Annotated in this window: 21 protein-coding genes; 11 read left to right on the top strand and 10 right to left on the bottom strand. The window is 68.1% G+C overall.

Features of this window, described 5'->3' with window-relative positions; translation table 11 throughout:
- The first annotated feature begins 23 nt into the window (after positions 1-23).
- From QMA07_RS06105 to QMA07_RS06090, 4 genes are all read left to right on the top strand, one after another.
- Entirely contained in the window at positions 24-605 is a 582-nt protein-coding gene (locus QMA07_RS06105) for a DUF3000 domain-containing protein (RefSeq protein WP_290160605.1), read from the top strand.
- On the top strand, positions 598-1,791 hold the full coding sequence (locus QMA07_RS06100; protein ID WP_290160604.1) for a ribonuclease D: 1,194 nt from the start codon (positions 598-600) through the stop codon (positions 1,789-1,791). Before QMA07_RS06105 ends, QMA07_RS06100 begins: the two co-directional genes overlap by 8 nt.
- Before the next feature lie 73 nt (positions 1,792-1,864).
- Positions 1,865-3,070 (top strand): thiolase family protein, encoded by a 1,206-nt coding sequence (locus QMA07_RS06095; protein ID WP_290160603.1) that lies wholly within the window; start codon positions 1,865-1,867, stop codon positions 3,068-3,070.
- Between the two features lie 5 nt (positions 3,071-3,075).
- The gene (locus QMA07_RS06090; RefSeq protein WP_290160602.1) at positions 3,076-5,235 is read left to right on the top strand and encodes a 3-hydroxyacyl-CoA dehydrogenase NAD-binding domain-containing protein; all 2,160 of its coding nucleotides are present in this window, start codon (positions 3,076-3,078) and stop codon (positions 5,233-5,235) included.
- A 47-nt stretch (positions 5,236-5,282) separates the two neighbouring features.
- On the opposite strand, the gene QMA07_RS06085 is transcribed toward QMA07_RS06090, so the two are convergent.
- From QMA07_RS06085 to QMA07_RS06075, 3 genes are read right to left on the bottom strand one after another with little or no spacing between them, the layout of a single operon-like run.
- Entirely contained in the window at positions 5,283-6,935 is a 1,653-nt protein-coding gene (locus QMA07_RS06085) for a GMC family oxidoreductase (RefSeq protein WP_290160601.1), read from the bottom strand.
- Entirely contained in the window at positions 6,932-7,843 is a 912-nt protein-coding gene (locus tag QMA07_RS06080) for a YegS/Rv2252/BmrU family lipid kinase (protein WP_290160600.1), read from the bottom strand. The genes QMA07_RS06085 and QMA07_RS06080 overlap by 4 nt, the downstream gene beginning before the upstream one ends.
- Before the next feature lies 1 nt (position 7,844).
- Positions 7,845-9,467, bottom strand: a complete 1,623-nt coding sequence (locus tag QMA07_RS06075; protein ID WP_290160599.1) for an FAD-binding oxidoreductase — start codon at positions 9,465-9,467, stop codon at positions 7,845-7,847.
- Between the two features lie 20 nt (positions 9,468-9,487).
- Here QMA07_RS06075 and QMA07_RS06070 point away from each other — a divergent pair, with 20 nt between their 5' ends.
- From QMA07_RS06070 to QMA07_RS06055, 4 genes are all read left to right on the top strand, one after another.
- On the top strand, positions 9,488-10,096 hold the full coding sequence (locus QMA07_RS06070) for a TetR/AcrR family transcriptional regulator (protein WP_290160598.1): 609 nt from the start codon (positions 9,488-9,490) through the stop codon (positions 10,094-10,096).
- Positions 10,093-11,538, top strand: a complete 1,446-nt coding sequence (locus QMA07_RS06065) for a glycerol-3-phosphate dehydrogenase/oxidase (RefSeq protein WP_290160597.1) — start codon at positions 10,093-10,095, stop codon at positions 11,536-11,538. The genes QMA07_RS06070 and QMA07_RS06065 overlap by 4 nt, the downstream gene beginning before the upstream one ends.
- A 140-nt stretch (positions 11,539-11,678) precedes the next feature.
- Positions 11,679-12,212: a hypothetical protein gene (locus QMA07_RS06060; protein ID WP_290160596.1), complete on the top strand. Its 534-nt coding sequence runs from the start codon at positions 11,679-11,681 to the stop codon at positions 12,210-12,212.
- On the top strand, positions 12,209-12,373 hold the full coding sequence (locus QMA07_RS06055) for a hypothetical protein (RefSeq protein WP_290160595.1): 165 nt from the start codon (positions 12,209-12,211) through the stop codon (positions 12,371-12,373). Before QMA07_RS06060 ends, QMA07_RS06055 begins: the two co-directional genes overlap by 4 nt.
- A gap of 54 nt (positions 12,374-12,427) precedes the next feature.
- Here QMA07_RS06055 and dxs read toward each other — a convergent pair whose 3' ends face one another.
- The 5 genes from dxs to dut form a co-directional block, all read right to left on the bottom strand.
- Positions 12,428-14,386: a 1-deoxy-D-xylulose-5-phosphate synthase gene (dxs, locus tag QMA07_RS06050; protein ID WP_290160594.1), complete on the bottom strand. Its 1,959-nt coding sequence runs from the start codon at positions 14,384-14,386 to the stop codon at positions 12,428-12,430.
- A 171-nt stretch (positions 14,387-14,557) separates the two neighbouring features.
- Positions 14,558-17,395 carry an aconitate hydratase gene (locus QMA07_RS06045; protein ID WP_290160593.1) on the bottom strand — a complete coding sequence of 946 codons (2,838 nt, stop codon included), beginning with the start codon at positions 17,393-17,395 and terminating at the stop codon, positions 14,558-14,560.
- Between the two features lie 153 nt (positions 17,396-17,548).
- Positions 17,549-18,283 (bottom strand): DUF3159 domain-containing protein, encoded by a 735-nt coding sequence (locus QMA07_RS06040; protein WP_290160592.1) that lies wholly within the window; start codon positions 18,281-18,283, stop codon positions 17,549-17,551.
- A complete protein-coding gene (locus QMA07_RS06035; protein WP_290160591.1) occupies positions 18,280-18,867 on the bottom strand; it encodes a DUF3710 domain-containing protein in 588 nt (195 codons plus the stop codon). Before QMA07_RS06035 ends, QMA07_RS06040 begins: the two co-directional genes overlap by 4 nt.
- Entirely contained in the window at positions 18,860-19,333 is a 474-nt protein-coding gene (gene dut, locus QMA07_RS06030) for a dUTP diphosphatase (protein ID WP_042540218.1), read from the bottom strand. The genes QMA07_RS06035 and dut overlap by 8 nt, the downstream gene beginning before the upstream one ends.
- 12 nt (positions 19,334-19,345) lie before the next feature.
- Here dut and QMA07_RS06025 point away from each other — a divergent pair, with 12 nt between their 5' ends.
- A complete protein-coding gene (locus QMA07_RS06025; RefSeq protein WP_290160590.1) occupies positions 19,346-19,810 on the top strand; it encodes a DUF3093 domain-containing protein in 465 nt (154 codons plus the stop codon).
- A 69-nt stretch (positions 19,811-19,879) separates the two neighbouring features.
- Here QMA07_RS06025 and QMA07_RS06020 read toward each other — a convergent pair whose 3' ends face one another.
- Positions 19,880-20,173 carry a DUF4193 domain-containing protein gene (locus tag QMA07_RS06020; RefSeq protein WP_042540214.1) on the bottom strand — a complete coding sequence of 98 codons (294 nt, stop codon included), beginning with the start codon at positions 20,171-20,173 and terminating at the stop codon, positions 19,880-19,882.
- Positions 20,174-20,369: 196 nt separating this feature from the next.
- On the opposite strand from QMA07_RS06020, the gene sepH reads away from it, so the two are divergent.
- Entirely contained in the window at positions 20,370-21,407 is a 1,038-nt protein-coding gene (gene sepH / locus QMA07_RS06015) for a septation protein SepH (RefSeq protein ID WP_290160589.1), read from the top strand.
- A 21-nt stretch (positions 21,408-21,428) separates the two neighbouring features.
- Here sepH and QMA07_RS06010 read toward each other — a convergent pair whose 3' ends face one another.
- On the bottom strand, positions 21,429-22,550 hold the full coding sequence (locus QMA07_RS06010; protein WP_290160588.1) for a nucleotide pyrophosphatase/phosphodiesterase family protein: 1,122 nt from the start codon (positions 22,548-22,550) through the stop codon (positions 21,429-21,431).
- Between the two features lie 59 nt (positions 22,551-22,609).
- Between QMA07_RS06010 and QMA07_RS06005 the strand changes: the two genes are divergently transcribed.
- On the top strand, positions 22,610-25,051 hold the full coding sequence (locus QMA07_RS06005) for a DNA topoisomerase (ATP-hydrolyzing) (protein ID WP_290160587.1): 2,442 nt from the start codon (positions 22,610-22,612) through the stop codon (positions 25,049-25,051).
- Positions 25,052-25,068 lie beyond the last annotated feature (17 nt).

Genomic DNA, 25,068 nt, shown 5'->3' with positions numbered 1-25,068 from the left:
CTTCCTGACTCTAGCCTGTTGCCGTGACCGCTCACCCCGATGCCGGGACGATCTTCGACGCCGCCGTGGCCGAACTGCGCGATATCGCCTTCCGCGCAGACATCACCATCCGCGAGATACCCACGCCGCAAGGCCTCGCTCCGCACGCCCTCGCGCTCGCCGCCGATGTCCGCCCGGACGACGTCGGAGAGTCCGCCTACGGCACCGGGCGCTTCGTGCTGCTGCACGACCCGGACAATCCGGCGGCGTGGGACGGGGACTGGCGCATCGTGATCTTCGCCCAGGCGCCACTGGAGACGGAGATCGGCACCGATCCCCTGCTCGCTGACGTCACGTGGTCGTGGCTCGTCGACGCGCTCGACTCCAGAGGCGCCGGCTATCACTCCGCGTCCGGCACGTCGACCAAGACCCTGTCGAAGGGGTTCGGTGGCCTCGCTCTCGAAGGGGACGGCGCACAGATAGAGTTGAGGGCGTCCTGGACACCCGAGGGCCCCTTCACACCCCACGTCGAGGCCTGGGTCGAACTGGTCGGGATGCTGGCGGGCCTTCCGCCGGGTTCCGAGGGCATCGCCGTTATCGGCGCGCGAAAGGCAGCACGTGACTGAATACTCCGTGATCTCCGACGTCTCGGAGTTCCATGCGGCATGCGCCGCTCTGGCCGCAGGCACGGGTCCTGTCGCCGTCGACGTCGAGAGGGCATCCGGATTCCGCTACTCCCAGCGGGCGTATCTCGTTCAGGTGTTCCGCCGTGACGCGGGGGTCTTCCTCTTCGATCCTCCCGCGCTCGGCGACTTCAGCCCGCTGCAGGAAGCGATCGGCGATGTGCTCTGGGTCTTCCATGCCGCCAGCCAGGACCTCCCGTCGCTCCGCGAACTCGATCTGCTGCCTCAGGAGATCTTCGACACCGAGCTCGCATCGCGTCTGCTGGGTCACGAGCGCGTCGGCCTCGCTGCGGTCGTGGAGAACACGCTCGGCATCACCCTCAAGAAGGAGCACTCCGCGGCGGACTGGTCGACCAGACCGCTTCCCGCTGCGTGGCTCGAGTACGCGGCGCTCGACGTGCTGCATCTCATCGACGTCTACGAGGCGCTGAAGGCGGAACTCGAGGAGCAGGGCAAGACCGAGTTCGCGGCCGAGGAGTTCGCCGCCACTCTCACCCGGCTTCCCAAGCCTCCGCGTGAAGACCCCTGGCGCCGCCTGAGCGGCCTCCACCAAGTGCGCGGCGCCCGAAACCTGGCCGTCGCGCGCTCGCTGTGGCAGGCCCGAGAGGCCTTCGCGCAGGATCAGGATGTCTCTCCGGGGCGTCTCGTGCCGGATCGCTCGCTGATCGCGGCGGTGCTCGCGAACCCGCAGAGCAAGCAGGCGCTCGCCGGCATCAAGGATTTTCAAGGTCGAGCGAGCCGAACGCAGCTCGATCGCTGGTGGCAGGCGATGGTCGACGGCCGCGCGACGGAGGAGCTCCCGCGCGAGCGGGTTCCGAGCGACACACTGCCGCCGCCGCGGGCCTGGTCGGACCGCAATCCCGAAGCCGATGCTCGCCTCAAGGCGGCGCGGCCGGTCGTCGAGGCCACTGCCGAAGAGCTCGGGATGCCGACGGAGAACCTGCTCACCCCCGATCACCTCCGTCGAGTGGCCTGGGATGTGCCGGGAACGACGCCTGAAGCCATCGGCGACGCCCTCGCCGAGCTCGGTGCGCGCCCCTGGCAGATTGCACAGACTGCACAGAAGATCGCCGACGCCTTTGTAGAGGCCGCGCAAACCGTCGACGTGGCCCCGTCGGACGCTTCGTAGGTTCGATCCAACCGATTCCTCCCCGTTTCCGGCCCTCCATAGACTGAGGCCACCGCACAAACTTGGAGGCAGAGTGGCCGAAATATCGGACGTCTTCTTCGTCGATGGAGTGCGCACCCCCTTCGGGCGCGCCGGCGAAAAGGGCATGTACTGGAACACCCGCGCTGATGACCTCGCTGTCAAGGCGACCATCGGCCTCATGGAGCGGAACGTCGCCGTCCCCGCTGACCGTATCGACGACGTCGCCATCGCCGCGACCAGCCAGACCGGAGACCAGGGACTGACCCTCGGCCGCTCCGTGGCGATCCTCGCAGGGCTTCCGCAGACGGTGCCAGGACTGGCCGTCGAGCGCATGTGCGCCGGCGCGATGACCAGCGTCACGACCATGGGCGCGTCGATCGGCGTCGGCATGTACGACTTCGCCCTCGCCGGCGGCGTCGAGCACATGGGCCACCACCCGATCGGCGGCAACGCCGACCCCAACCCCCGCTTCGTCTCGGAGCGCATGGTCGACCCCGGCGCCCTGAACATGGGTGTCACGGCCGAGCGCATCTTCGACCGCTTCCCGCACCTGACCAAGGAGCGCTCCGACCGGTTCGGCATGCTGAGTCAGCACAAGGTGCAGGCGGCGTACGACGCCGGAAAGATCCAGCCCGACCTCGTCTCGGTCGCGACCAAGGGCGCTGACGGCGCCTGGGGCCTCGCCACCGAGGACGAGGGGCGTCGTCCTCAGACCACGATGGAGGATCTCGCAGCGCTGAAGACGCCCTTCCGTCCGCACGGTCGTGTGACGGCGGGCACCTCGTCGCCGCTGACCGACGGCGCGACGATGTCGCTGCTCGCCGGGGGCGGCGCTGTGAAGGAGTTCGGCCTCGCGCCGAAGATGCGCATGGTCTCGTTCGCCTTCGCAGGTGTGCAGCCGGAGATCATGGGAATCGGGCCGATCCCCTCGACGGAGAAGGCGCTGAAGAAGGCCGGGTTGACGATCGCCGACATCGGGCTGTTCGAGTTGAACGAAGCCTTCGCGATCCAGGTCATCTCCCTGCTCGACCACTTCGGCATCGCCGACGACGACCCGCGGGTCAATCAGTGGGGCGGCGCCATCGCACTCGGTCACCCCCTCGCGGCATCCGGTGTGCGTCTGATGATCCAGCTCGCGGCGCAGTTCGCCGAGCGCCCGGACGTGCGCTACGGCCTGACGGCCATGTGCGTCGGTCTCGGACAGGGCGGCTCCGTCATCTGGGAGAACCCGCACTACGACGGCAAGAAGAGGAAGTAAGCCCGATGGCCAACTCGATTTCCGAGCAGTACGCGAACGTCGACTTCTCTCCCATCCAGGCCCTCACCGACGGCGAGGTGATCACGCACTCCCCTGTTCGTGACATCCGTCTCACGTCGGGCAAGGTTCTTGCGCTGATCACGCTCGACAACGGACGCGACCACACCCGCCCGAACACCCTGGGTCCCGCCACGCTCACCGCCCTCGGCGAGACGCTCGACGGACTCGCCGCACGCGCGGCGAGCGGAGAGATCCAGGCGGTCGGAATCACCGGCAAGCAGTACATCCTCGCCGCGGGCGCCGACCTCTCCGACATCAGCAAGGTCGGCTCGCGTGACAACGCACGTCTGATCGCGCAACTCGGTCACAAGGTGCTCGGCAAGCTCGGCGAGCTCGGCGTCCCGTCGTTCGCCTTCGTCAACGGCCTCGCGCTCGGCGGCGGTCTCGAGATCGCGCTGAACTCCAGCTACCGCACGGTCGACGCGTCCGCAGCGGCGATCGCGCTCCCCGAGGTCTTCCTCGGGATCATCCCCGGGTGGGGCGGGGCGTATCTTCTGCCCAACCTGATCGGAATCGAGAACGCCCTCGAGGTCGTCATCTCGAACCCGCTCAAGCAGAACCGGATGCTGAAGCCGCAGCAGGCCTTCGATCTGGGCATCGTCGACGCGATCTTCCCGGCGGCGAACTACCTCGAGAACTCGTTGGCCTGGGCGGATGCCGTCCTCAGCGGTAAGAAGGTCGAGCGCAAGAACGAGCCGGGCAAGATCGAGCGTCTCACCAAGTGGCCGATCGCCATCAAGATGGCCCGCGGCATGCTCGAGTCGAAGATCGGCACTGTTCCGAAGTCTCCGTACGCCGCTCTCGATCTGCTCGACAAGGCGAAGAGCGGAACCAAGGCTGAGGGATTCGCCCGCGAAGACGAGGCGCTCGCCGATCTCGTCACGGGTGATCAGTTCGCGGCCTCGATGTATGCCTTCGATCTCGTGCAGAAGCGCGCGAAGCGCCCGGTGGGAGCCCCCGACAAGGCGCTGGCCAAGAAGGTCACCAAGGTCGGCATCATCGGCGCCGGCCTCATGGCGAGCCAGTTCGCGCTGCTGTTCGTGCGCAAACTGCAGGTGCCCGTACTGATCACCGACCTCGACCAGGCGCGCGTCGACAAGGGCGTCGCCTACATCCATGAGGAGATCGGCAAGCTCGAGGCGAAGGGCCGCCTCGACGCGGACTCCGCCAACAAGCTCCGGGCGCTCGTCACCGGCACCACCGACAAGAGCCTCTACGCCGACTGCGACTTCGTCATCGAGGCCGTCTTCGAAGAGGTCGGGGTCAAGCAGCAGGTGTTCGGCGAGATCGAGAAGGTCATCGCCGAAGACGCGATCCTCGCGACGAACACCTCGTCGTTGTCTGTCGAGGAGATCGGCGCGAAGCTCGCTCATCCCGAGCGCCTCGTCGGTTTCCACTTCTTCAACCCGGTTGCGGTCATGCCGCTGATCGAGATCGTGAAGACGCCTGGCACCTCCGAGGCCGCGCTCTCGACCGCCTTCGTCGTCGCCAAGAACCTCGGCAAGAACGCGGTGCTCACCGCGGACGCACCCGGCTTCGTGGTGAACCGTCTGCTCGCCAAGGTCATGGGCGAAGCGGCTCGTGCAGTCTACGAGGGCACCCCGATCACGGAGGTCGAGAAGGCCTTCGCACCGCTCGGCCTGCCGATGGGTCCCTTCCAGCTGATCGATCTGGTCGGATGGAAGGTCGCCGCGCACGTGCAGGACACGATGGCGCACGCGTTCCCCGACCGCTTCTATGCGAACGAGAACTTCCACGCTCTCGCAGAGCTCGATGCGGTCGTCGAGAAGGACAAGGGCGGTCGCGTCACCGGCTGGACGAAGCCGGCCGAGAAGCTGCTGAAGCCGGCCGTCGGCAAGACGCCGGCATCGGCGGAGACGATCCTGCAGCGCGTGCAGGACGGCCTCGCGAGCGAGATCAAGCTGATGCTCGACGAGGGCGTCGTGCCCGAGGTCGAGGACATCGATCTGTGCCTCATCCTCGGCGCCGGCTGGCCGTTCATCGATGGCGGCGCATCGCCGTACCTCGACCGAGAGGGCGCGTCACAGCGGGCGTTCGGTGGCGACTTCCACACCCCGCAGATCCGCGGCATCGAGAACCGCTGATCTGAACATCGGAGGGGGTCGCCATGAGGCGGCCCCCTCCTTCGTGTCTACAGCGTCGGGCGCTCGTCGACCTCGCCGCAGCGTGGCCAGTGCGAGAGCGCTCGCTCAGCGAGCGCGGTGATCGTCAGCGAGGGGTTCACTCCGGGGTTGGCCGGCACAGCGGCGCCGTCGACCACATGCAGGCCCGGATGCCCCCACACGCGGTGGTAGAGATCGACCACGCCGGTCTCGGGGCTGGATGAGATGACGGCACCGCCGAGGAAGTGAGCGGTCAGCGGGATGCCGAAGACCTCGGGCCATGATCCTCGGGCCGCAGCCGCGACGCCGCCCTCGGTCTCGACGCGCGCCGCGATCGCCGCGGCCGCGCGGTGCGCCTGCGGCAGGTAGCTCGGGTTCGGCTTGCCGTGCCCCTGTCTGCTCGTCATCACGAGCCGCCCGAGGCGTCGACGCAGCGACAGCGTGAGCGAGTTGTCGGCGGTCTGCATCACGAGCGCGATGATGCCGCGTTCACTCCAGCGTCGAAGCGACCCCAGACGCAGCTGACGGATCGGACCTCGAAGGAACTGACCCATCAGACTCGCCAGTCGTCGTCCGAGCCCGCGGTCGCCCGGCACCATGACCGACGCGAGCGCACCCATGAGATTCGATCCCGGCCCGTACCGCACATTCTCGACGTGCGTGTTCGCGTCGATGTGGAACGACGTGGTGATCGCGACTCCTCGGGCGAGTTCGAGAGAGGCAGGAACCGAGACGGCCACGGCGCCGTCGAGAGCCTCCGAGTTGGTCCGGGTGAGGCGGCCGACCGCATCGGACACGCGAGGAAGCGCCCCGGCGCGTTTCATCCGGTGCAGCAGCTGCTGCGTACCCCACGTCCCCGCGGCCAGCACCACCTGACGTGCGCGGACGGTGCGACGCTCGGGCCGGAACCACGCCCCGCTTCGCTCCGTCGTCACCGCGAAGCCACCGTCGGGTAGTTCACGCACCTCGGTGACGGTGCGCAGCGCTTCGATGACGGCACCGCGTTTCTCGGCGAGTGCGAGATAGTTCTTCATCAGGGTGTTCTTGGCGCCGACGCGGCATCCGACCATGCAGTTTCCGCACAGCGTACAGCCTGTGCGGTCGGGGCCCTCGCCGCCGAAGAAGGGATCCGGTGTGCGCTCGCCGGGCTTTCCGAACCAGACGCCGACCGGTGCGTGCCGGAACGTGCTGCCCACACCGAGGTCGTCGGCTGCACCCGCCATGATGCGCTCGACCGGGCCGGTGTGCGGATAACGCTCGACCACTCCGAGCATCCGCTTCGCCGTCGCATAGTGCGGCGCGAGATCGGCCTCCCACTCCGCGAGAGCACTCCACTGCGGATCGTCGAAGAACGCACCGCTGGGCTGATACAAGGTGTTCGCGTAGTTGAGAGAGCCTCCGCCCACCCCTGCTCCCGCGAGGATCATGACATGCGGCAGCCGATGGATGCGCTGGATGCCGAAGCAGCCGAGCCTGGGCGCCCACAGGTAGCGGCGGACGTTCCAGTTGGTCTTCGGGAAGTCCTCGTCCTCGAAGCGACGACCGGCCTCGTACACGCGGACGCGATAGCCCTTCTCCGCCAGCCGCAGCGCGGCCACCGAGCCGCCGAACCCCGAGCCGATGACGACGACCTCCTCATCGAAGGGACCGCCGTGCTGCGGATCGCGCGAGGTGTCGTTCATCGCCGCTCCCCCGCAGCGGCGGGCACGAGGATCGTCAGAGCCGCCCGGCGGATTCCGATGGTGCACTCGTTCTCGGCGATCCGCTCTCCGTCGGCGTAGACGACGAGCCCCGGGGCGCTGACCGTCACGGAACGGGCCTGACGGCGGGTCACCTCGGATCTCGTCAGATGCGCTCCCCGCAGCAGCAGGGGGAACAAGCGCAGCAGCCGGAGTCGTGTCAGCGGCGCGACCTGCACGATGTCCAGCAGCCCGTCGTCTGCGGCGGCGCCGACGCACAGGGGCATCCCTCCTCCGTAGCTCGCGGTGTTGCCCACCGCGACGAGTGTGCCCGGTTCCTGGCTCGGCGGCTCGCCGTCGACTGACACAGTGAACTCCATCGGCCGGAGACGCACGAGCTCGACGACCAGAGCGAGGTAGTAGCGCAGCACGCCGCGCGGCCAGCGCAGCCGGTTGGTGCGATCGCTGACCTTCGCATCGAATCCGAGGGCGGCGATCGTCAGGAACAGGTCGGTCCGCCCCGCGGCGCGGACCTCGCCGACATCGATCGCGCGCGGAACGCCGGTCAGGGCGAGCTCGGCCGCGGCGACCGGGTCGCGGCGGGGCAGCCCCAGAGCTCGAGCAAGGTCGTTGCCGGTGCCAGCCGGCACCAGCACGACGGGGATGCCGGCCGCGCACACTGCGTCGAGGATGCCGGACAGCGTGCCGTCGCCTCCGATGACGACGAGCACCCGAGGGCTCTCATCGAGGGCCTGCGCCACCAGCATCCGCCCGGACGCGGCCGACTCTCCCGCGTACACCCGCACGTCCAGGCCTCTGGCGCGCAGATGGGCGAGGGCGGCCTCGGCCTCCTGCGCGCCGCGCCCTTTGCCGGAGAACGGGTTCGACAGCACGGCGACGTGCTCAGCCACGTCAGCCCGACCGATCCGAGGTGATGACCGCGCCCGGGTTGAGGATCCACGTCGGGTCGAGCTCTCGCTTGATCGCCGTCAGAATTCGCACCCCCGTCGCTCCGATCTCCTGCTCGAGCCATGGGGCATGATCGCGACCGACCGCGTGGTGATGGCTGATCGTGCCCCCAGCCGAGATGAGCGAATCATTCACCTGTCTCTTGATCTCCGTCCACGCCTCCAGGGGGTCGTATCGGAGGTTCGCGAGCACCGTGAAATACAGCGAGGCCCCCGTGGGATAGACGTGCGAGACATGGCACATCACATACGATCTGGCGCCGGCATCCGCGAATCCATCGCGAAGTGCGGCGGTGATCTCGGCCTTGAGCGCCGACAGGTTCGACCAGGTGGTCGCAGTCTCCAGCGTCTCGCAGAACACTCCCGCATCCAGCAGGGAATCGCGCAGGTACGGACCGTCGAAACGGCCGTCGAGCCATCCCTCCGCAGCGCCCTCGCCGGATGACACTCCTCCCGCAGCTGTCAGGATCTCGGACGTACGTGCTCGACGCTCGGCGATGCCGTCACCCTCGTACACCGTGACGATGCTCGCACCCTTCGCGAGCGCCTTTCCGATCCGGCCCACCTGGGCGAGGCTGACGGCGGTCTCGGCCTCGTCGGAGAGGCGGATGACGGTGGGGCCGCCACCGCTCTGGGCCACCTGCCGCAGACCGTCGACTCCGTGCGCGAAGTCCGCGAAGCTCCACGCCTCGAGGACTCGTTCTCGTGGCACCGGATGCACGCGGACACAGACCTCGGTGATGACTCCGAAGATGCCCTCCGATCCGAGGAAGACCCTGATGAGATCGGGCCCGGCTGCGGAGCCCGGTGATCGACCGAGATCGACGTCTCCGGTCGGGGTCGCGACTCTGAGACCGGTGACCATCGAATCGAACCGTCCGTGCCCGGCCGAGTTCTGCCCCGACGAGCGCGCAGCGGCGAATCCGCCGATCGTGGCATATCGGAAGCTCTGCGGGTAGTGCCCGAGTTCGAAGCCCCGAGCAGCCAGCAGCGCCTCGGCATCCGGACCGGTCGTCCCTGCGGCGATACGGGCTTCTCCGCTCACCTCGTCGAGACGGATGAGGCCGGAGAGCCGCCGCAGATCCAGGCTGATCACCGCGCGGTGGGCGCCGCGCTCGGGGTCGAGGGCGCCGACCACACTCGTCCCTCCGCCGAACGGGATCACCGCTATCCCCCGGTCAGCGCACAGGCGGAGCACGGCCACGACCTCGTCGTGGTTCCCTGCACACACGATCGCATCCGGCGCAGCTTGATGCCGCCTCCGCCGTCTGAGCAGGTCCGGTGTCGAGCGCCCACCTGCATGGCGGATCCTCGACTCGTCCGTCGTGTCGACGTGCTCGGCTCCGACCACTGCCGCGAACTCCCGCAGGTCGTCCCCGCGAAGTGACGATGTCTCGAGCTGCACGTCGGCGAGGTCGACCGCGGATGCGGGCTTCTGCAGGCGTCCCAGCAGCAACGGCAAAAGCATCCGCACCGCGCGCGGCAGATCCGATGCCCGGGCTGGATCCCCCCAGCCGTTCCAGCGCATCTCCGACCGCACGGCGACTCTGCCGCTCTCTCGACTCATGCGTTACAGTGTGACACATCATGGAAGAACGTCAAGCACTCGCCGAGGCATCAGACCGCAGTGCGCCCGATCGGGATCCCACGCGATCCCGCATCCTCGACGCAGCCGACGACCTGATCGCCCGTCGCGGCGTGCACGGCGTGACGATCGCGGAGCTCGCTCGGCGTGCCGGGCACAGCCGGCCCACCATCTATCGCAGTTGGAGCGACGCCGACGACGTCGTGCGAGCGGCCCTTCTCCGCAGAGTCGCCCTGATCCTCGAGGATTTCCCGAGTCATGCCACCACCCGTCACGAACTCGTCGATGACGTTCTCCGCTTCTCCACTCTCTTCCGCGCCGACACCGTGTACGGGCGACTTCTGGAGGAAGAGCCGGAAGCGTTCACCCGGTACACGCTGCAGAGGGTCGGGTCGAGCCAGCGCATGATCCTGGGCTGGCTGGCCACGGCGATCGGCGCTGCCCAGCGTGGCGGGACGGTTCGCGCCGGCGATCCAGGCGAGATCGCGGTCATGTTGCTGCTCATCGCCCAGTCGGCAGTGCTCTCGCACGGGACGGTCTCGGAGCTCCTCTCCGAGGAATCGTGGGAGCGAGAGCTGCGCGCCGCGCTAGACGGGCTGCTCCGGCCATGACCTCGCACTCCCCCGACCTCAACGTCGCGCGTCGGGCCGCAGAGCTGCGCCGAGCCGGCGACGAGCCGGTGGATGTCCTCGTCATCGGCGGTGGCATCACGGGCGTCGGTGTGGCGCTCGACGCTGCAGCACGAGGTCTGAGCGTCACTCTTCTCGAGGCTGAGGACCTCGCGTTCGGGACCAGCCGGTTCAGCTCGAAGCTCGTGCACGGCGGACTTCGCTACCTCGCCACCGGTGATCTCGCCACTGCGAAGGAGAGCGCCGTCGAGCGCCACCTGCTGATGACGCGGATCGCGCCGCATCTCATCCGCCCGCTCGGTCAGCTCCTTCCCTTCGCGCCCGGAGTGACGGCGCGCCAGCGCGCAGCCGGGTCGCTCGGGATGGCGATGGGAGACGTGCTCCGAGTGCGAGCACGCACGCCGCGTCGTTTCCTCCCTCCGCCGCGCCTCGTGTCGGCGCGAACGGCGCAGCGCCTTGTTCCTGCGCTCGGCCACGCGGGGCTTCGAGGCGGGATGCTGTCGTACGACGGCCAGCTCGCCGACGATGCACACCTGGTCGTCACGGTCGCCAGGACCGCAGCCGGTCGCGGGGCTCGCATCCTCACCCGGGTGCGAGCGCTCGAACTGCGTGCAGACGGCGCGACAGCAGAAGACGTGCTGACGGGCGAGCGTCTCGATGTCCGCGCCCGTGCGGTCGTCAATGCCACCGGCGTCTGGGCCGGGAGCCTCGACGAGTCGATCACGGTGCGTCCCAGTCGCGGGACGCATATCGTGCTCGACGCCGCAGATCTCGGCGACCCCTCGGCCGCGCTGACGATTCCGCACGAGGGCTCGATCAGTCGATACGTGTTCGCACTGCCGCAGCAGCACGGACGGGTGATCGTCGGACTGACGGATGAGGATTCTCCGGGGCCGGTGCCCCGCGTGCCCGTGGCGACCGAGGGCGACATCGCGTTCCTGCTCACGAACCTCAACCGTGTGCTGTCCGCGCCGATCACGCGGGATCAGGTCCGCGGATCATTCGCGGGGCTGCGCCCGCTGGTCGACACCGGCGCGACCTCGACCGCGGACATCTCTCGTCGTCATCTCGTCGCCGTCTCCGAGAAGGGCTTCATCAACGTGCTCGGAGGCAAGCTGACCACCTACCGACGGATGGCCGAGGATGCCGTCGACCTCGCCGTCGACACCGCGGGCCTCGACGCGGGCCCCAGCAGCACGGCATCCCTGCGGCTCACCGACACTGCCGTCGCGGTGAGGCCCGGCGTGGAACGCGGGCAGGTCACGCGTGCGCACATCGATTTCGCCGTCCGCTCCGAGGGTGCGATGACCGCGGATGACGTGCTCGATCGACGCACGCGCGTCGGACTCGTCGATGCGGACCGGGAGCGCCAGCGAGCACACGTCGAATCAGTGGTCGCCGAGATCCTCTCCGAGCTCTCCTGACGACGCCGCTCGCCGCAGCGCCGCGCTCCCGTATCCGCCTCGCGGCAGGCCGGGTAACGAGCGCGGAACAGAGCATGAACACCTGTGCGGGCGGGTCGAAGATCGTCATCTGCGTGCGCTCGAGGAGGCACAGTTGTGGCATGGACATGCTCCTCTCGATGCTGGGCGGCAAGGGAATGTCGGGCCTCTTCAAGACCGGCACGGCGATCCTCACGATCCTCCTGGTCGTGCCGGCGCTGTTGAAGATCTTCGTCGTCACAGTCGACGAGGGGTGGGCGGCGATCCGCACGCGGAACGGAAAGCCGATCATCCGGAACCGTCCACAGCGTCGTCCCACGTCCCGCGGCGGTGCAGTGGGCGAGGTCGTCGTGCTCGACCCGGGATCCCACGGAGCGTTCCCGCTGTTCTACTGGTACCGGCTCATCGATGTGCGCTGTCGCGCCACTGATCTGCCTGCGCGCGAGATGACCGGCGCGAACGGGCATCAGCACCGCGTGCATGCATCGTTCGAGTGGCGCCCGATACCGACCGGACGAGATCTCCGGGTCTTCGAGCTCGACGTCGTCAACGTAAGGAACGCGCCTCGAACATCGTCGGCGCAGCGCTGCGAGACGTCATCCGTGGACTCGACGGCGCGGAGCTGCCGCACAACGACGAGATCAACACCCGCGTGATCGCGGCCAGCGCCGAGGAGGTGCGCCGCGCGTGCGGAGTCGAGCTGGTGCGTGTCATGGTCACCGGCGATGCGCTGACCGACGGCTACCTGCTCTCCACCGCGCTCCGCGAGTCCGATCGAGGAGCCCAGGCCGTCGCCGCCCTGCACGCCCTGAACTGATCGCCGGGTTCCCTGCGTCCCCGTCAGCGTCCGACGCGCGGCACGCGACGTCGATCAGCGTCGGTCGTGGAGCGGCACGTCGATCGCACCGTCCGCGTCGCTCGTTCCGGTCGCACCGGCGTCCCGTGCGACCGGGATCCGCGTTCCGAGCACCTGAGAGACGACATCCTGCGCGATATTCGACGCGGTGAGACCCGCGTCCGCGAGGATCTGGTCCCGCGAGGCGTGATCGATGAACTCATCCGGCAGTCCCAGCTCGTCGACGGCGGTGTCGATACCCGCCTCGCGAAGCACCTGACGAACGCGAGTGCCGATGCCGCCGACGCGGATGCCGTCTTCGATGGTGATCACCAGACGATGCCGTGCAGCCATGCTCACGATCGAGGGCTGCACGGGGATCGCCCAGCGCGGATCGATCACCGTCGCGCCGATGCCCTGCGCGCGCAGTCGCTCGGCGACATCCATCGCGAGAGCCGCGAACGGGCCGATGGCCACCAGCAGGACGTCCTCGGATTCTCCTCGCGCCAGCACGTCCACACCGTCGTGCAGTCGTTCGATCGCGGGCAGCTCGGGCGAGACATCGCCCTTGGGGAACCGGATGACCGTGGGGGCGTCGTCCACCAGGACGGCCTCGTCGAGAGCCTCCGTCAGGCGCGCCGCGTCTCGCGGTGCCGCGATGCGGATGTGCGGGACGATCTGCAGCATCGCGAGGTCCCACATGCCGTGGTGGCTGGGGCCGTCTGGCCCGGTGACACCCGCGCGGTCGAGGACGAAGGTGACGCCCGCACGATGCAGAGCGACGTCCATGAGCACCTGATCGAAGGCGCGGTTGATGAAGGTCGCATACAGCGCCACGACGGGGTGCAGCCCGCCGAACGCGAGTCCTGCGGCGGAGGCCACCGCGTGCTGCTCGGCGATGCCCACGTCATAGACGCGGTCGGGGAAGCGCTCGGCGAATGGAGCCAGCCCCGTGGGACGCAGCATCGCTGCCGTCATGGCGATGACGTCATCTCGACGCTCGCCCACCGAGACCAGTGCGTCCGAGAACACATCAGTCCAGCCGGTGCCGCCCGACGAGAGGGTCTCGCCCGTGGTCGGATCGATGCGCCCGACAGCATGGAACTGGTCGGCCTCGTCGTCACGGGCCGGCTGGTATCCGCGCCCCTTCTCCGTGATGGCGTGCACGATGACCGGAGCGCCGTAGGATTTCGCGAGTTCGAGGGTCTCGAGGAGAGCCGGGAGGTCGTGCCCGTCGACCGGCCCGAGGTACTTGATGTCGAGATTGGAATACAGCGCTTCGTTGTTCGTGAAGCGTGACAGGAATCCGTGCGTACCGCCCCGTACACCTCGGAAGACCGCCCGACCGACGGGCCCGAAGGCGCGGAAGAGCCGATCGGACTTGTGGTGCAGCTCTTTATAGGTCGCGGCGGTGCGCACCCGGTTCAGGTATCGCGACATCCCGCCGATCGTCGGGGCGTACGAGCGCCCGTTGTCGTTGACGACGATCACCAGGTTGCGGTCGTTGTCATCCGAGATGTTGTTGAGGGCCTCCCACGTCATTCCGCCTGTGAGCGCGCCGTCTCCGACCACCGCGACGACGTGACGATCGCCGCGACCGGTCGCCGTCAGTGCACGCGACACGCCGTCCGCCCAGCTGAGAGAGCTCGAGGCGTGGGAGGACTCGACCACATCGTGCGCGCTCTCGCCGCGCTGGGGGTAGCCTGCGAGTCCGCCGCGGAGACGGAGAGACGAGAAGTCCTGTCGCCCCGTGAGCAGTTTGTGCACGTAGGACTGGTGTCCGGTGTCGAAGATGAACGGATCGTCGGGCGACGAGAAGGTCCGGTGCAGAGCGATCGTGAGCTCGACCACTCCGAGGTTGGGGCCGAGATGGCCGCCGGTACGAGACACGTTCTCGACGAGGAACTCGCGGACCTCGCCGGCGAGTTCGATGAGCTGCTCCTCAGAGAGGGAGTCGAGATCACGGGGTCCTGAGATGCTCGGAAGAATGGGCATCTGCACCTCCTCTTAGGCACCGTTTGCGGCATCCGATTCCGGTTCGGAAGCCTGATCGATCCTACCGCGGCCATCCGCGAAAGCTCGGAGAACGCCTCGCCCCCTTGACACAGGCTGCGCACACGCGAAAGGGCCCGGTTCCGAAGAACCGGGCCCCTGTCGTCGCTGTGATCAGACCAGCGAGCGCAGCACGTACTGCAGGATTCCGCCGTTGCGGTAGTAGTCGGCCTCACCGGGGGTGTCGATGCGCACGACCGCGTCGAACTCCACGACCTGCTTGCCCTCGGGTGAGTCCTCGGTCGGCGTCGCGGTCACATGCACCGTCTTCGGCGTCACTCCGTTGTTGAGCTCCTCGAGTCCCGAGATCGAGACGACCTCGGTGCCGTCGAGACCGAGCGACTCCCAGCTCTCGCCGGCGGGGAACTGCAGCGGGACGACACCCATGCCGATGAGGTTCGAGCGGTGGATGCGCTCGAAGCTCTCCGTGATGACGGCCTTGACGCCCAGCAGGCTGGTGCCCTTGGCGGCCCAGTCCCGCGACGAGCCGGAGCCGTACTCCTTGCCGCCGAAGATGACGAGCGGCGTGCCCTGCTCCTGGTAGTTCATGCTCGCGTCGTAGATGTACGACTGCGGTCCGCCGGGCTTCGTGAAGTCACGGGTGTACCCGCCCTCGACGACCTGACCGTCGTTGACGGCCGAGACCATGAGGTTCTTCAGGCGGATGTTCGCGAACGTGCCGCGGATCATGACCTCGTGGTTGCCACGACGCGATCCGAAGGAGTTGAAGTCCTTGCGGTCGACACCGTGCTCGGTGAGGTACTGCGCCGCGGGCGTGCCGGGCTTGATGTTGCCGGCGGGCGAGATGTGGTCCGTCGTGACAGAGTCGCCCAGGGTCGCCATGACACGAGCTCCGTCGATGTCGCGCACCGGGGTGAGCTCCATCGTCATGCCGTCGAAGTACGGCGCCTTGCGCACGTACGTCGAGTTCTCGTCCCACTGGAAGATGTCGTCGTCCGGAGTGGGCAGGCTGCGCCAGCGCTCGTCGCCGTCGAAGACGGTCGAGTACTGCTTGATGAACTGCTCACGCGAGATCGACGAGTCGACGAGCTCCTGGACCTCGGCCGGCGTGGGCCAGATGTCCCTCAGGAAGACGTCTTCGCCGTCGGTGCCCTTGCCCAGCGCGTCGTTCTCGAAGTCGAAGTGCATGGACCCTGCCAGCGCGTAGGCGATCACCAGCGGCGGGCTGGCGAGGTAGTTCATCTTGACGTCGGGGCTGATGCGTCCCTCGAAGTTGCGGTTTCCGGAGAGCACGGCGGTCACGGCGAGGTCGTGATCGTTGATGGCCGCGGAGACCTCCTCGATCAGCGGGCCCGAGTTGCCGATGCAGATCGTGCAGCCGTAGCCGACCGTGTAGAAGCCGAGGCCCTCGAGGTCCTTGTCGAGACCGGACTTCTCGTAGTAGTCGGTGACGACCTTCGAGCCGGGGCCGAGTGTGGTCTTGACCCACGGCTTCTGCTTGAGCCCCTTCTCGAGCGCCTTGCGGGCGACCAGACCTGCGGCGATCATCACCGAGGGGTTCGAGGTGTTGGTGCACGAGGTGATCGCCGCGAGGGTGACCGCGCCGTTGTCGAGGATGTACTTCTCGCCGGACGGAGTCGTGACCGGCACGGGCTTCGACGCGTGCGCCGGAGCACCGCTGTTGATGTGCACGGGGCGGGTGGTGGCGGGCTCCTCCTCGCCGGGCACCGAACCGGGGTCGGATGCCGGGAAGGAGTGCTTCGACTCGAGGTCGACGACGGAGTCCGACGTCGACGCCGAGGCGTACGCCACGATGTCCTGCTCGAACTGCGACTTCGCCTCGGAGAGCAGAATGCGGTCCTGCGGGCGCTTCGGGCCGGCGATCGACGGCACCACGGTGCCGAGGTCGAGCTCGAGGTACTCGCTGAAGACGGGCTCCTGAGAGGCGTCGTGCCAGAGCTTCTGCTCCTTGGCATAGGCCTCGACCAGTGCGACGGCCTCTTCGCTGCGACCCGTCAGGCGCAGGTAGTCGAGGGTGACGTCGTCGATCGGGAAGATCGCGGCGGTCGAGCCGAACTCGGGCGACATGTTGCCGATGGTGGCGCGGTTCGCGAGCGGCACGGAGGCGACGCCCTCGCCGTAGAACTCCACGAACTTGCCGACGACGCCGTGCTTGCGCAGCAGGTCGGTGATCGTGAGGACGACGTCGGTCGCCGTGACGCCTGCGGGGATCTCGCCCGAGAGCTTGAAGCCGACGACGCGCGGGATGAGCATCGACACCGGCTGCCCGAGCATCGCAGCCTCGGCCTCGATGCCGCCGACGCCCCAGCCGAGCACGCCCAGACCGTTGACCATGGTGGTGTGGGAGTCGGTGCCGACGCAGGTGTCGGGGTAGGCGCGAAGCACGCCGTCGACGTCGCGGTCGTAGATGACCTTGGCCAGGTGCTCGATGTTCACCTGGTGGACGATGCCGGTTCCCGGGGGAACGACCTTGAAGTCGCTGAAGGCCGTCTGGCCCCAGCGCAGGAACTGGTAGCGCTCGCCGTTGCGCTCGTACTCGATCTCGACGTTGCGCTCGAGAGCGTTCTCCGAGCCGAAGAGGTCGGCGATCACCGAGTGGTCGATGACCATCTCGGCGGGCGAGAGCGGGTTGATCTTGTTCGCGTCGCCGCCCAGCGCCGTGACGGCCTCGCGCATGGTGGCGAGGTCGACGATGCAGGGCACACCGGTGAAGTCCTGCATGACCACACGGGCCGGCGTGAACTGGATCTCGGTGCTCGGATCAGCCGCGGCATCCCACGAACCCAGGGCTTCGATCTGCGCCTTCGTCACGTTCGCGCCGTCTTCGGTGCGAAGCAGGTTCTCCAGGAGGACCTTGAGACTGAAAGGGAGCTTGTCGAAACCGGGCACCGTGTCGATGCGGAAGATCTCGTAGTCGGTGCTGCCGACCGTCAGGGTGCTCTTGGCACCGAAGCTGTTCACCGTGGACACGATTCCGTCTCCTTCTATTCGGATGGGAGCGACAGGCGCCTCCATCTTGCTCGCCAGCGAGCCCCTGCGGCTAGCAAGGCAGACCTAACCAGTCTGCTCTGCTCTGCCTCCGGGCGAAAGCCTGCAATTTATCTTGATGTCAAGATAAATCTATCACGACCGCCGCGTCGTGTCGGCACCGGCGGGGCGCGGATACAGCGCACGCACGACGAGCCAGGTGACTGCGATCAGCGGGGCGAACAGCGGCAGCCCCATGATGAGCTTCAGCGTGCCGAGCGCCGTGACGTCCCCTGCCAGGTACAGCGGCAGCTGCACTGCGAGACGCGCGTAGAACAGAGCAGCCCATGCGATGCCGAGCCACAGGAACGCGCGCCGCTTGCGCCGATCGCGCCTCCACGCCGTGCCCTCTCCCATCAGGAAGCCGACGGCGAGACCGATCAACGACCAGCCGATCAGGGCCGAGACGAGCATGCCGGTGCCGTAGACGGCGTTGGTGATGAGCCCGGGCACGAAGTTGTCCTCGCCCCGCCCCGTCCACAGTGCGAGAGCGGCGGCCGCCGCAGCGGCCACGAGACCGCCGATGGCAGCCGAGGGCGGAGATTTCTGGATCAGCCTGACCACGGTGAACACGGCTGCGAGTCCGACCGACACTCCCAGAGGGAGGATCAGGGGTTCCGGGCGGATCGTGAAGAGGATGACGAACGCGAGGCTGGGCAGCACCGATTCGAGGATGCCGCGCCATCCGCCCATCGCGGACCACACCACCTTGTGCGTCGCGTCGCTCTCGGCCGGGTCGAGACCAGCGCGTCGGGCAGCGCCGCCGAGCGCGGCCCCGACGATGTCGGATGCGCTCTGCTCGCGCTCGGGATCGGGAGCCGGGGTGGTCACGCGGAGCCGGGAGTCGCGGGCATCTTCAGCGGGATCAGGTCACGCGGAGGCATCGGCGCTCCACCGCGGACGACCACGATCGACCGGAAGAGATCCTCCACCTTGGCAGCGGCCTCGACGTCCGAGGCGGCAGCTCCGCCGATCACGCCACGGAGGAACCATCGAGGACCGTCGATCCCGATGAACCGGGCGAGCCGAAGCCCAGAGCCCTCATTGGCGGCCGCGGGGACCTCGGCGAGCAGCTCTTTGCCGAGCGGCCCCTCACGCTCCTCGACCCGTCCGCCCTGGGTGCGGACCTGATCGCGAAGCTGCACCCGGGTCTCGTCCCACAGTCCGCCCGAACGGGGCGCTGCGAACGGCTGCACCTGGAGAGAGGAGTCGGCGTAGTCGAGTCCGACCGCGACGATGCGCTTGGACTGCTCTTCGACCTCGAGTCGGAGATTCAGCCCCTCGCGCGGCAGGATCTTGATGCCGCCGAGGTCGATGTACGGACGAACCGGGTTCGCCTCGGAGTCGTCGAAGGGACCCTGCGTCGCCCGGTCGTCCGGTGCCGACTTCGAGGGAGTCGCGTTGTTGTCAGTCATTGATCTGTCCTGCCGAAGATGAATGGAGTCCTGCCTGGTAGCCGGTCGAGCCGAAGCCGCCCTCGCCGCGGACGCTGCCGGGCAGCTCCTCGACCGGGATGAAGGTGGCACGGGTCACGGGCATCACGATCAGCTGCGCGATGCGATCACCGACGGCGACATCGTACGCCGTGTGGATGTCGGTGTTGATCAGACTCACCTTGATCTCGCCGCGGTATCCGGCATCCACCGTGCCCGGGGAGTTCACGATCGATATCCCGTGCTTGGCCGCGAGACCGCTGCGCGGAACCACGAAGGCCGCATAGCCCTCAGGAAGCGCGATGCGCACGCCGGTCGCGACGAGCGCCCGCTCCCCCGGGGCCAGATGAACGGCCTCGGCCGCCACCAGATCGGCTCCGGCATCGCCTGGGTGGGCGTAGCCGGGCACGACAGAGGCGATAATGGGGACATCAACGGATTCAGTCACCCCCCGAGGCTAATGCAGAACATCGCTCCTGACACGCGGACCCGCTACCGCGAGAGACTGTCCCCCAGCCTGTGGCTGCTGGTGACGGTCGCTCTGGCCGGCCCCATGGTGGCGCTCATCTTCGTGCCCATCGGCTCGACCGTCGCCCTGATCGTCGGAGCCGCCGTCTCGGCCGTGCTCGTGGTCGCCTTCATAGGCCTTGCCCCGGTCGTCGCGGTCGACGGCGACGTACTCCGTGCCGGTCGAGCGCACATCGAGGTCCGGCACCTCGGCACGCCCACAGCGCTGAGCGCCGAAGAGGCGCGCCAGGCGCGGGGGCCCGGTCTGCCGGCACGAGGCTGGCATCTCATCCGCGGTGGTGTCGACGGTGTCGTCGTCGTTCCGAACGACGACCCTGACGACCCCGTGGAGACCTGGACCATCTCGACGCGCACGCCCGATCGACTGGCCGCCGCGATCGTCGCAGCCCAGCGCTGACCTGACCACAAGACGACGCGCCCCTGACCGTGAGGTCGGGGGCGCGTGAGTTCTTGTTCTCAGGTGCGCTCAGGCAGCGCACTCCTTGCAGATGGGGCCGGAAGCGCCCTCGTGATCGAGCTGCGAACGGTGCTTCACGAGGAAGCAGTTCATGCAGGTGAACTCGTCCTGCTGCGCGGGCAGCACGACGACATCAAGTTCGAGGTCGGAAAGATCGGCTCCAGGGAGATCGAAGCTGGACGGGTTGTCCGCGTCTTCGTCGCCTGAGGAGCCGGAGAGCTTGTCCGGCACACGCTCCTTGAGGGCTTCGATCGACTCGGAGTCGTCTTCACTCTTGCGGGGAGCGTCGTAGTCGGTTGCCATGTGGTGAATCTCCACTTTCATGCGAGTGGGTGGTGCGCCGTCGGGGTAATCGGCGGCCATAGTTTGCATGACCGCGGAGGAATAAGCAAATGCCCGCGGCTGCGACAGACCAAACTCACGGCACGCCCAGAGTATTCCCGGTTCTGAGCGGCCCTGCGTGACACCATGAACGCACACCCATCAGAGGGGCATTCGCATGGAAAACGTCACCATCGTCGGCACAGAAGCAGGACTGCTCGTACTCGCGACCGAGTCGGGCGAGCGGTTCGCGCTGCCCATCGACGACGTCCTGCACCGCGAGATCCGGCGGGCGACGCGACAGAGCGAGCCCACGGCCCAGCGGCTCGCCGCGAGTCCGCGCGACATCCAGGCGCAGATCCGCGCCGGCCTCACGGCACCCGAGGTCGCCGCACTCCTCGGCATCGGCGTCGACGACGTCATCCGCTTCGAGGGACCGGTTCTCGCCGAGCGTGAGCACGTCATCGGCCAGGCCCTCGCCGTGCCGGTGCTGATCGGCAGCGACGTGGAGCCCGACGCTCAGCCCACCTTCGGCACCGCGATCCGCGCCAAGCTCGCAGACGTCGAGGCCTCAGCCGAGCGCTGGGCGAGCTGGAAGGACGACACCGGCTGGATCATCAAGCTCGAGTTCACCGCCAACGAGGTCGAGCACGACGCTCGCTGGAGCTTCGACCCCCGACGCAGTGCACTGGCGCCCCTCAACGCCGACGCCACCCAGTTGTCACGCCAGGGCTCGCTGCCCGACGGTCTCATCCCGCGCTTGCGCGCCGTCGAGGCCGAACGGCAGGCGTCGCCCTACAAGGACGACAGCCGCTTCGACTCCGGCGCGTTCGGCCCTCGTCTGCTCCCGACGCCCGACGCTGATGACGATGACAGCATCGCGCCTGAGCGATCGGCAGCCGCTGTGCAGGATGCGGCCATCAAGCGTGCACCGGAGTCGGCGACGACGAGCCCGGAGACCGCCGATCTGCTCGAGGCGCTGCGACGCCGGCGCGGTCAGCGCGAGACCGCGCCGATCCTCGACCACGCAGACGACGGCGACACGGACCAGAATCCGATCGCGTTGTTCGATGCCCTCGAGAACGACGAGCCCGACGAAGACGACGAGCCGAAGGCCGCACCCGAGCCCTCGAACGAGGGCAACGGAAGACGCCGCCGCCGCAACGCGATGCCGTCATGGGACGAGATCGTGTTCGGGGCTCGCACCGACGAATAGGCCCTGAGGGGGTGCCCGCGCTCAGCGGGCGAAAGCGCCGAACCTGAGCAGCGGAACCTGACGCTCTTCCGGAGTCATGCCGCCGTGCTGACCGATCATCCCTCTACTGCGCTGATCTGCTGCGGTGCCGTCATAGACGGCCCCGTTGCCCCTGGCCACGACGAGCACATCGCCGATCCGCGATGCGGCGGCCAGCGTCACCTCGGGGCCGAACAATCCGGATGCGATCGCCTGCTCCCGGGTGCCGACGTCGGCGAGGCCGTCGAGATCGCGGCGCCACCGCTCGCCGACCTCGGTCGAATCGGCATCCGGCTCGAGGTAGACGTGCAGCATCCTGGGCTCTCCGCCGATGTGCCGCACCCCGACGAGGTGCTCGGCTTCGAGCACGACCTGCCGGTGCGCCGGCACGTCGAGCATGCCGTGGTCCGAGGTCACGAGGACGCCGACGCCCGACGGCACGCGCCGCGACAGCGCGGCATCGATCTCTTCGAGCGCCGACACCCAGTGCACCGAGTCGAGGCCGTACCTGTGCCCGGCCTTGTCGGCTTCGGGCAGGTAGCAGTAGATCAGTGAACCGGGGTGGCGCTCGGCGAGGTCGTAGGCCACCTCGACGCGCTCTGCGGGCGTCTGCGCGGCGACGAAGTCGGCCCCGCGCAGCGTGGCTCGGGTGAACCCGCTCGCCGCGTAGGCTGCGACGCCCACCGCATAGGTCGGGCGCCCCTCCGCACGGGCGCGTTCGAAGACCGTCGGAGCAGCCTGCCAGGTCGCCGGATCGAGCCCTTCCGACTCCCAGCCGGTGAGCTGGTTGACCAGGATGCCCCGCGCGGCGTCGAGAACCCGGTAGCCGACCAGACCGTGCTGCCCCGGCCATACCCCGGTCAGGATGCTGGTGAGGGCGGCTGCGGTGGTCGACGGGAAGACCGAGTGCGCCACGTCCTTCTTCGCCATCCCGGACGTGAGCGCCCTGGCGTGGCCCGCGTGGGCGCGCAGACTGATGGCGCCGAGTCCGTCGATGAGCACGAGAACGACGGATTCGGCACGCGGCAGGCTCGCCGATTCGCCGCGCAGAGCGGCGAACACGTCGTCCGCCACCCCGACGACGCTGCGGGCTGCGAGCGACTCGGACGGTAGAATGAGGGACATCCGAGCCAGTCTGACATAGGCTCCCGTACGCCCTCAGCCTCGCACCATTCAGGATGCCCATGCCGAAGACCCCGCCTGCCGAGCTCGCCCCCGAGCGAATCCAGGACATCGATCTCGAAACAGAGATGCAGGGCTCGTTCCTCGAATACGCCTACTCGGTGATCTACTCGCGGGCTCTGCCCGACGCGCGCGACGGCCTGAAGCCGGTGCAGCGTCGCATCCTCTATCAGATGGCCGAGATGGGTCTCCGCCCCGACCGCGGTCACGTCAAGAGCGCTCGTGTCGTGGGCGAGGTCATGGGAAAGCTGCACCCGCACGGCGATTCAGCGATCTACGACGCCCTCGTGCGCCTCGCCCAGGAATGGGCTCTGCGCGTGCCGCTGATCGACGGCCACGGCAACTTCGGCTCGCTCGACGACGGGCCCGCAGCCGCTCGCTACACCGAAGCACGGCTCGCCTCCCCCGCGATGGCTCTCACCGAGAATCTCGATGAGGACGTCGTCGACTTCATCCCGAACTACGACGGTCAGTTCCAGCAGCCCTCCGTGCTGCCCGCCGCTTTCCCGAATCTCCTGGTCAACGGCGCGAGCGGCATCGCGGTCGGCATGGCGACCAACATGGCACCGCACAACCTGATCGAGGTCGTCGCCGCAGCCACCCACCTGCTCGAGAATCCCGACGCCACCACCGAAGAGCTCATGGAGTTCGTGCCCGGCCCCGACTTCCCCTCGGGCGGCATCCTGATGGGGCTCGACGGCGTCAGAGACGCGTACGCCACCGGACGCGGCGCCCTGAAGGTGCGCGGAAAGGTGTCGGTCGAGCCGCTCGGGCCGCGACGCACCGGGATCATCGTGTCCGAGCTGCCCTACATGGTCGGCCCGGAGAGACTGATCGAGAAGATCCGTGACGCCGTGCAGTCCAAGAAGCTGCAGGGCATCAGCGACGTGACCGATCTCACCGACCGCAATCACGGGCTGCGCGTCGCGATCGGCATCAAGACCGGCTTCGACCCCAATGCCGTGCTCGAACAGCTCTACCGCCTCACCCCGCTCGAGGACTCCTTCAGCATCAACAACGTCGCCCTGGTCGACGGGCAGCCGCGCACGCTCGGTCTCAAGGAGATGCTGCGCGTCTACGTCGCGCACCGGCTCGAGGTCATCACACGTCGCAGCCGTTACCGCCTCGCGCGTCGAGAAGAGCGCCTGCACCTGGTGGGGGGTCTGCTCATCGCGATCCTCGACATCGACGAGGTCATCCAGGTCATCCGCTCGTCCGACGACTCCGAGCAGGCGCGTGCACGCCTGCGCTCGGTGTTCGATCTCAGCGAGCTTCAGGCCGAGTACATCCTCGAGCTGCGCCTGCGGCGCCTGACGAAGTTCTCGCGCATCGAGCTCGAGACCGAGCGCGACGCGCTTCTCGCCGAGATCGCCAAGCTGCGCGAGCTGCTCGGGAGTGACGTGCTCCTTCGAGCGGTGGTCGCCCAAGAGTTGGATGCCGCGGCTGACGCATACGGCACCCCTCGCCGCACACTGCTGATGAACGCCGCGCCCCCGAAGCCGCGCGCCACGAAGGGAGCGGTAGACCTGCAGATCGCCGACGCTCCGACCGTGCTCGTGCTGTCGACGACGGGCCGTGCCGTGCGAGTCGACCTCGCCGAGGGCCAGGAGCTGACGCTTCCGGCCCGACGGAGCAAGCACGACGCGATCCTGACGACGGTCGAGACAACGGTCCGCGCAGAGATCGGCGCGCTGACCACCGAGGGTCGCGTGCTGCGTTTCTCCCCCGTGGATCTGCCGTCCGTTCCGTCTTCCTCCGTGCAGCTCGCGGCGGGTGTCCCGCTGCGCGACTATCTGGGCATCACCACCCGCGGAGAGCGGATCCTGGGTTTCGTGCGCTTCGACAGCGACCTTCCGATCGCCCTGGGCACGGCGCAGGGAACGGTCAAGCGCATCGTCCCCTCGACCCTGCCCGTGCGTCCCGATCTGGAGGTCATCGGCATGAAGCCCGGCGACACCGTCGTCGGGGCCGTGGAAGCTCAGGACGACGCCGACCTCGTGTTCGTGACGAGCGATGCCCAGCTGCTGCGTTTCTCCGCATCCGCCGTGCGCCCCCAGGGCGCTCCCGCCGGTGGAATGGCCGGCATCAAGCTGGGCTCCGGATCGTCCGTGCTGTTCTTCGGCGCGGTCGCACCCGATGCGGATGCGGTCGTCGCCACCGTCTCGGGGTCCGACAGCATCCTGCCCGGCACCGAGCCGGGTCGCGCCAAGGTCACGCCCTTCTCGGAGTACCCGTCGAAGGGTCGAGCGACCGGCGGTGTGCGCGCACACTCGTTCCTGAAGGGCGAGGACCGTCTCACGGTCGCCTGGGTCGGGCCGAGCCCCGCACAGGCAGTCGACCCGACCGGTGCGGTGCGCAAGCTCCCCGAACCCGGCGCACGACGTGACGCATCGGGTCAGCCGATCGACGGCGTGATCGGGAGCATCGGCCGCACCCTGGTCTGAGTGCTCGAGACGGTTCA

Source organism: Microbacterium sp. APC 3901, from assembly GCF_030407765.1.
In the GTDB taxonomy this organism is placed as follows: domain Bacteria; phylum Actinomycetota; class Actinomycetes; order Actinomycetales; family Microbacteriaceae; genus Microbacterium.
Note: the sequence above shows the minus strand (reverse complement) of the source record. Positions and strands in the feature narration are given on the sequence as shown.

What these genes read in the sequence shown, in the direction of transcription:
- QMA07_RS06025 (WP_290160590.1), top strand. Translation starts at nt 19,346, where the DNA reads ATGCAGAACATCGCTCCTGACACGCGGACCCGCTACCGCGAGAGACTG.
- QMA07_RS06090 (WP_290160602.1), top strand. Translation starts at nt 3,076, where the DNA reads ATGGCCAACTCGATTTCCGAGCAGTACGCGAACGTCGACTTCTCTCCC.
- QMA07_RS06075 (WP_290160599.1), bottom strand. Translation starts at nt 9,467, where the DNA reads ATGAGTCGAGAGAGCGGCAGAGTCGCCGTGCGGTCGGAGATGCGCTGG.
- QMA07_RS06035 (WP_290160591.1), bottom strand. Translation starts at nt 18,867, where the DNA reads ATGACTGACAACAACGCGACTCCCTCGAAGTCGGCACCGGACGACCGG.
- sepH (WP_290160589.1), top strand. Translation starts at nt 20,370, where the DNA reads ATGGAAAACGTCACCATCGTCGGCACAGAAGCAGGACTGCTCGTACTC.
- QMA07_RS06065 (WP_290160597.1), top strand. Translation starts at nt 10,093, where the DNA reads ATGACCTCGCACTCCCCCGACCTCAACGTCGCGCGTCGGGCCGCAGAG.
- QMA07_RS06020 (WP_042540214.1), bottom strand. Translation starts at nt 20,173, where the DNA reads ATGGCAACCGACTACGACGCTCCCCGCAAGAGTGAAGACGACTCCGAG.
- QMA07_RS06085 (WP_290160601.1), bottom strand. Translation starts at nt 6,935, where the DNA reads ATGAACGACACCTCGCGCGATCCGCAGCACGGCGGTCCCTTCGATGAG.
- QMA07_RS06060 (WP_290160596.1), top strand. Translation starts at nt 11,679, where the DNA reads ATGGACATGCTCCTCTCGATGCTGGGCGGCAAGGGAATGTCGGGCCTC.
- QMA07_RS06070 (WP_290160598.1), top strand. Translation starts at nt 9,488, where the DNA reads ATGGAAGAACGTCAAGCACTCGCCGAGGCATCAGACCGCAGTGCGCCC.
- dxs (WP_290160594.1), bottom strand. Translation starts at nt 14,386, where the DNA reads ATGCCCATTCTTCCGAGCATCTCAGGACCCCGTGATCTCGACTCCCTC.
- QMA07_RS06005 (WP_290160587.1), top strand. Translation starts at nt 22,610, where the DNA reads ATGCCGAAGACCCCGCCTGCCGAGCTCGCCCCCGAGCGAATCCAGGAC.
- QMA07_RS06010 (WP_290160588.1), bottom strand. Translation starts at nt 22,550, where the DNA reads ATGTCCCTCATTCTACCGTCCGAGTCGCTCGCAGCCCGCAGCGTCGTC.